6 protein-coding genes are annotated in these 4,506 nt (G+C 28.9%); all 6 read right to left on the reverse strand.

Going from position 1 to position 4,506, the window contains the following annotated elements; translation table 11 throughout:
- Positions 1–176 precede the first annotated feature (176 nt).
- The gene (locus H6W52_RS20865) at positions 177–671 is read right to left on the reverse strand and encodes a GNAT family N-acetyltransferase (RefSeq protein ID WP_185216958.1); all 495 of its coding nucleotides are present in this window, start codon (positions 669–671) and stop codon (positions 177–179) included.
- Between the two features lie 2 nt (positions 672–673).
- Positions 674–1,186 (reverse strand): DUF421 domain-containing protein, encoded by a 513-nt coding sequence (locus tag H6W52_RS20870; RefSeq protein ID WP_116099181.1) that lies wholly within the window; start codon positions 1,184–1,186, stop codon positions 674–676.
- A gap of 419 nt (positions 1,187–1,605) precedes the next feature.
- Complete coding sequence (locus H6W52_RS20875) at positions 1,606–1,740, reverse strand: bacteriocin-like protein (protein WP_087710302.1); 135 nt, start codon at positions 1,738–1,740, stop codon at positions 1,606–1,608.
- A 146-nt stretch (positions 1,741–1,886) separates the two neighbouring features.
- Complete coding sequence (locus H6W52_RS20880) at positions 1,887–2,291, reverse strand: hypothetical protein (RefSeq protein ID WP_076390138.1); 405 nt, start codon at positions 2,289–2,291, stop codon at positions 1,887–1,889.
- A gap of 174 nt (positions 2,292–2,465) precedes the next feature.
- Entirely contained in the window at positions 2,466–3,551 is a 1,086-nt protein-coding gene (locus H6W52_RS20885) for an HNH endonuclease signature motif containing protein (protein WP_116099182.1), read from the reverse strand.
- On the reverse strand, positions 3,552–4,442 hold the full coding sequence (locus tag H6W52_RS20890; protein ID WP_185216960.1) for a hypothetical protein: 891 nt from the start codon (positions 4,440–4,442) through the stop codon (positions 3,552–3,554). It abuts the gene before it with no gap.
- Positions 4,443–4,506 lie beyond the last annotated feature (64 nt).

The following is a 4,506-nucleotide window of genomic DNA, read 5'->3' on the forward strand; positions in this document are numbered from 1 at the left end:
TTTATGCTGGAAAACTCTTTAAAGTTGCTTTTTCTAAAACTAAATAAACAATTATATATTTTAAAATAACAAATACTATTTTTCAAATTACATCATGAAAAATTACAATCCGGATGCCAATAATTAATTATTATTACTTTTATGTGAATATTTAAGAAACTTTAGTATTTTTTATGTTAAAATACTTTCTCACTTCTTCTTTCAAGCATAATTACATCTTTCCATTCACCATTCAGCTTACCTATTTTCTTTCTTGTTCCTACAATCCGGAAACCATTATTCTGATGTGCTTTCAGAGCGCCTTCGTTTTCCGGAAATATGTTTACCTGCAGCGTCCAGAAGCCGTGATCTTCGCTGTCGAGAATCATCTTTTTTAGCAAAACAGAGCCTAATCCTTTTCCCTGATAATCATTATCGAAATACACACTTACTTCAGCAACGCCTTTGTAGCTTTCTCTTTTGCTTACGGGTTTCAGGGCGCACCAGCCAACAACTTCGTTGTTTTCATTTTCCAAAACCCAGCGACAGTCATTATAATAATCCATATTCCATGCTTCGGCAGTGGGAACGGTCGTTTCGAAGGTCGATTTCCCGCCTTCAATTCCCTGTCTGAAAATCTCTAAAACTCTGGCTTCATCTTTCGGAAGCATCTCTCTAAGCTCGTAGTTCATGGCTAATGATATTTTCGTTTGTTTTTTCTTTTAATTCTGGAATAATGGGTCTGTTTGCTTTTGTTATCCTCGGAAACCACACTGATGTTTCCATCCACTTCCAATACCGCAAGTCTTACCTCATCAATTCCTCCCACACCATGTTCTCTCACGGCTTCTTCCAGTTCATCGGAAGTTATTTTTACTTTGTTTAGCGCTTTTTCGTCTACTACTCCATCTTTAATAAGGATAACGGGATCTTCTCCCATAAAACTTTTAAAAGCAGGACTTCTGAACATGAATCTTTTTAAGGTAAAATTAGCCGCAAAAAGAACCAGAGCAGCAATTAAACCTCCCTGAAGAGAGGTGTCCTGTCCTACCATAGCATTCTGAACAGCATTGGAAATCAGGAGCAGCAGAACAACATCTCCCGCGTTAAGCTGCGAAAGCTGATTTTTCCCGAAAACACGGATTCCGATCACCATGAAAAGATAAACACAGAGCGAACGCAGAACGACATCTAAAATAGGATTCACAACAGTTTTTATTATACTATCAAATGTATAAATTTTTACCGTCTGTTTGAGAAGCTGGAAATAAAAAGTTTAGATTTACTCAAAGGGCATTTGCTGAAGCTGTTAAAACAAAAAGGTAGAAAACTTTATGAAATTTATATGTTTAGAAATTTTATCGCAAGATGTTCGGCGTTCTGTAGGAACGCTATCTTAAGAATGTTCATTGTTTAAATCTTTCGAAAAACAATATTTTCTTAATTTATAAAAAATCAATATATTCAGTTATTATTTGCTGAGTGAACAGTTTATGCTGAGTTTGCCGAAGTACCGTTGCGAACAAAAAAAAATATTTCCAATGATTTCAAAATAACTTTTGCGAACTTTGTGTTAAAAATTTTTGAAGCATAAAAAAACCGCCTTCTAAAAAGCGGTCTGAATTGTTAAGGACATTGTGAAATCTGAGCTTCACTGCAAACAAGCTTGTTGATTCTTTCGCAGAAAACGCAGTATTGTTTTGGCTGTCCACCGTTTACTGATTTCAGATCTGTCTTGCTTAGCTTCTTCAAATTTTTCATATTGTTTTAATTTTGTCTGATTCAAATATATAACGAATATTTTTCTTAGTTATTACAACTTTATATTTAAAATTTTCATTATTTACACCTAAAATAAAAAAGCCATACAGAAATTGTATGGCTCAGTATAAAAGATTTTATGAATGTTATCTGTTGTTAATATCCACTCTTACAGGCATAACGTAGGTAGAAGCAATCATATTTTCGTTTAATTTTTTACTGTCTACTCTGTAATGAAGCTTGCTTAAAACGTTTTCGATTTCTTTGCTTACGTTTTTGCAGTCTCCTTTGGAATGAACATTTACGATTTTTCCGTTTTCTGCAATATCAAATTTCACTTCCGAGTTTACAATTCCCTGCTTATAATCCTGATTGGTAAAGTCAAAATTCGCCATCAAAAGATTTCTTATTTCATTGAAAGCATCATTCTTATTCAACTGTACTTCCTGAATGGTATTGTTGTTTGCAGTCTGTGCTTTTGCCATATTCATTACTGTTGCGAATCCACAAACGAAAACTGAAGCGATTAATATCTGAATTTTATTTTTCATAACTCTTTGGTTTTAAATGTTATATTAAACTTATTTACTATTTCTTTACCAAAGATATATAAAATAATTTACAATAATTTCACATTGAGTTAACATTGAGTTAACATTATAATTTAAATTACTGATTTTCAGTTGAATAAAATTTAAAAATTTTTGAAAATTTAATATTAGAGATTAAATTATACCTAATTGTTCCGCGATATCTTGTTTGTATTTTTCAAAAGGTTCGTTACTAGACTCAAAACATTCTTTTCCAAAAAGATCTTTTTTTACCGATTGCTCATCCCTTTTTAACAAAATGGCAATCTCTTCAATTTGTGAATCAGAATAGATCTTCCTTTTCTGTATCATATCATAAGAAATATTCTTGTGATAATTATATCTGCTTTGTAACCTGAATATCGCTATGAATTCATCAACATTTTCAATTTTTGATAAGTTTAATAATCTAACATCAATATCTTTTACATTTTCGACTCTTGTACCTTTGTATTTCAACTTAAATTTTATCAAATTATCAAAAAGATAATCTTTGGAACTAGGCACTATACTTTTTAAATTATTATTAATACTAAATTCTTTTGTGAGTTTAAACTTTGAATTACAAGAATAACAACATGGCACGAGATTAAATATTGAGATAGATAAAAAAGCATTTGAATTTTTGGGTAAAACATGATCCAAAGTAAAATGCTCATTATTAAATTCGTCTTTATAGCTGTCATTTAATTTTTGAGTTATTTTAGTACCTTTGTTTGGAAATAAATCAATTAAGTCTTTTTCAAAAATAAAACCTGATTTTCTCTTATTTGAAATTCTATCCGTTGCATATACACTAATTATTGAATTTAATAATTTGTTTGGAGCATAATTAATAAACTCATCAATAGATGAGTATTTATCTTTAAAATCATTAACATATTCTATGTTACAATAAAAACAACTTTTAATATTTACATTTTTTTCTATTAAAAAATCAGCAATCACTCTTTGTAATTTTGAATATATATAGTCTTTTTCTTCTACTCCTGTTCTGAATAATGAATTTAGATTACTTACATTATTCTTTTTTGCAAAATCCACCAGCTGACAAAAATCGGCTGTCAGAAGTTTTTTTAAATTCCAAGTAACATCTATTTTTTCGATTTCCTCACACATTTCAACATGATTAGAAATTTCAGGAAAAATTTTATCAAAATATTCATTTAAGAAAATTTCTTTTTCTATATCTGTTTTATAAGGATAATTAATTTTTCTCATTTAGTTTGTAATTTTTAATTTCTCAATTTCTTTCAAACGCTCTTTAAGTCTTTCTTCTTCAGCATCTAAATAAGTTTTGTCACCAAAATGAACTTGTAGTTCGTCTAAATGATTGAACAAAACATTTCTTATATAATCCTCACCAATTAAGCTTATGAATTTATCATACCATTCTATGTCATTTTCAAAATCTTGTGGTTTATTATTCTTATCATTTGCCTCTTGATAATATTTTAAAAATTTTTGAATTTGATCATTTACGAAAGCTCCTTTTGTACCTTCAATAAAAAAACCATCTATTAGCATTTGATGTATATTTTCACCAAAAGTATTATCTCCTTTATACTTTTTTGGAGAAGATTTTTCATTATTCCCAATTTCTAAAAACAATACATTTTGCTTAGGAATATCTGATAAAATAAACGGCGAATGTGTTATAAATACAATATTAATTCCTTTAATATTATCTATTACTAATTTATTAATTCCATCTAATAATTGATAAATGAATTTTCTCTGCATTTCAGGATGAGAATAGAGTTCTATTTCATCAAGTATAATGTTGTAATAAGAATATTTATTTACTGTATCATTATCATGTGCAGAATTCAAATTTATAAGATGATATAAAATGGAATTGATACTATATACATTTTGCTTTTCCCCAGAACTAAGTTTTGAAAATAAACTTCCATTCTCAAATTTATAATCGATATTGAATATCGAAGGTGGCAAATGCATTATAAGGTTATTAGCCTTCTTATTTTTAAAATATTTGTCTAAACTTTTTAGGTCGTCATAATAATTTAATTCACTAAATGTAAATTCATCTAACGTGAAGTCATCTACAACATAATTATCTTCTAATCTCTTAAGAAACTGGATATGCAAATAAAAATTCCAGTATAAGTTAAGCTACATTTTGATAAATTTTGTTTTGATTGTTAAACTCTTC

The sequence above is a fragment of the Chryseobacterium sp. C2(2020) genome, assembly GCF_014218915.1.
GTDB classification, from domain to species: Bacteria; Bacteroidota; Bacteroidia; order Flavobacteriales; family Weeksellaceae; genus Chryseobacterium; species Chryseobacterium mucoviscidosis.